Annotated in this window: 1 pseudogene; it reads right to left on the bottom strand. The window is 44.4% G+C overall.

Annotated elements, in window-relative coordinates:
* Positions 1–383, bottom strand: a pseudogene (locus IQR33_RS30160) (elongation factor 4); the annotation flags it as partial.

Genomic DNA, 383 nt, shown 5'->3' with positions numbered 1-383 from the left:
TCACCGTTAAGAAGAACGTCTACACGTACCATGTTCGAAGCTTCAAAACGCTGGAAGTTGTAATCCAAAGATGCGTAACCGCGTGATGTTGATTTCAGACGATCGAAGAAATCCAGTACTACTTCAGCCATTGGAATATCGTAAGTCACAGCGACTTGGTTACCGTGGTAAACCATATCAACTTGACTGCCTCGCTTTTCAACACACAGGGTGATTACGTTACCGAGGTACTCTGAAGGCACAAGGATATTACAACGTGCAATCGGTTCACGAATTTCTTCAATATCATTGATCGCTGGTAGTTTTGCTGGGCTATCAACATACAGCAGATCGCCATCCGTCTTCTCAACTTCGTAAACTACCGTTGGTGCTGTGGTGATAAG

The organism is Vibrio sp. OPT46 (assembly GCF_015163535.1).
Classification (GTDB): Bacteria; Pseudomonadota; Gammaproteobacteria; order Enterobacterales; family Vibrionaceae; genus Vibrio; species Vibrio alginolyticus.
Note: the sequence above shows the minus strand (reverse complement) of the source record. Positions and strands in the feature narration are given on the sequence as shown.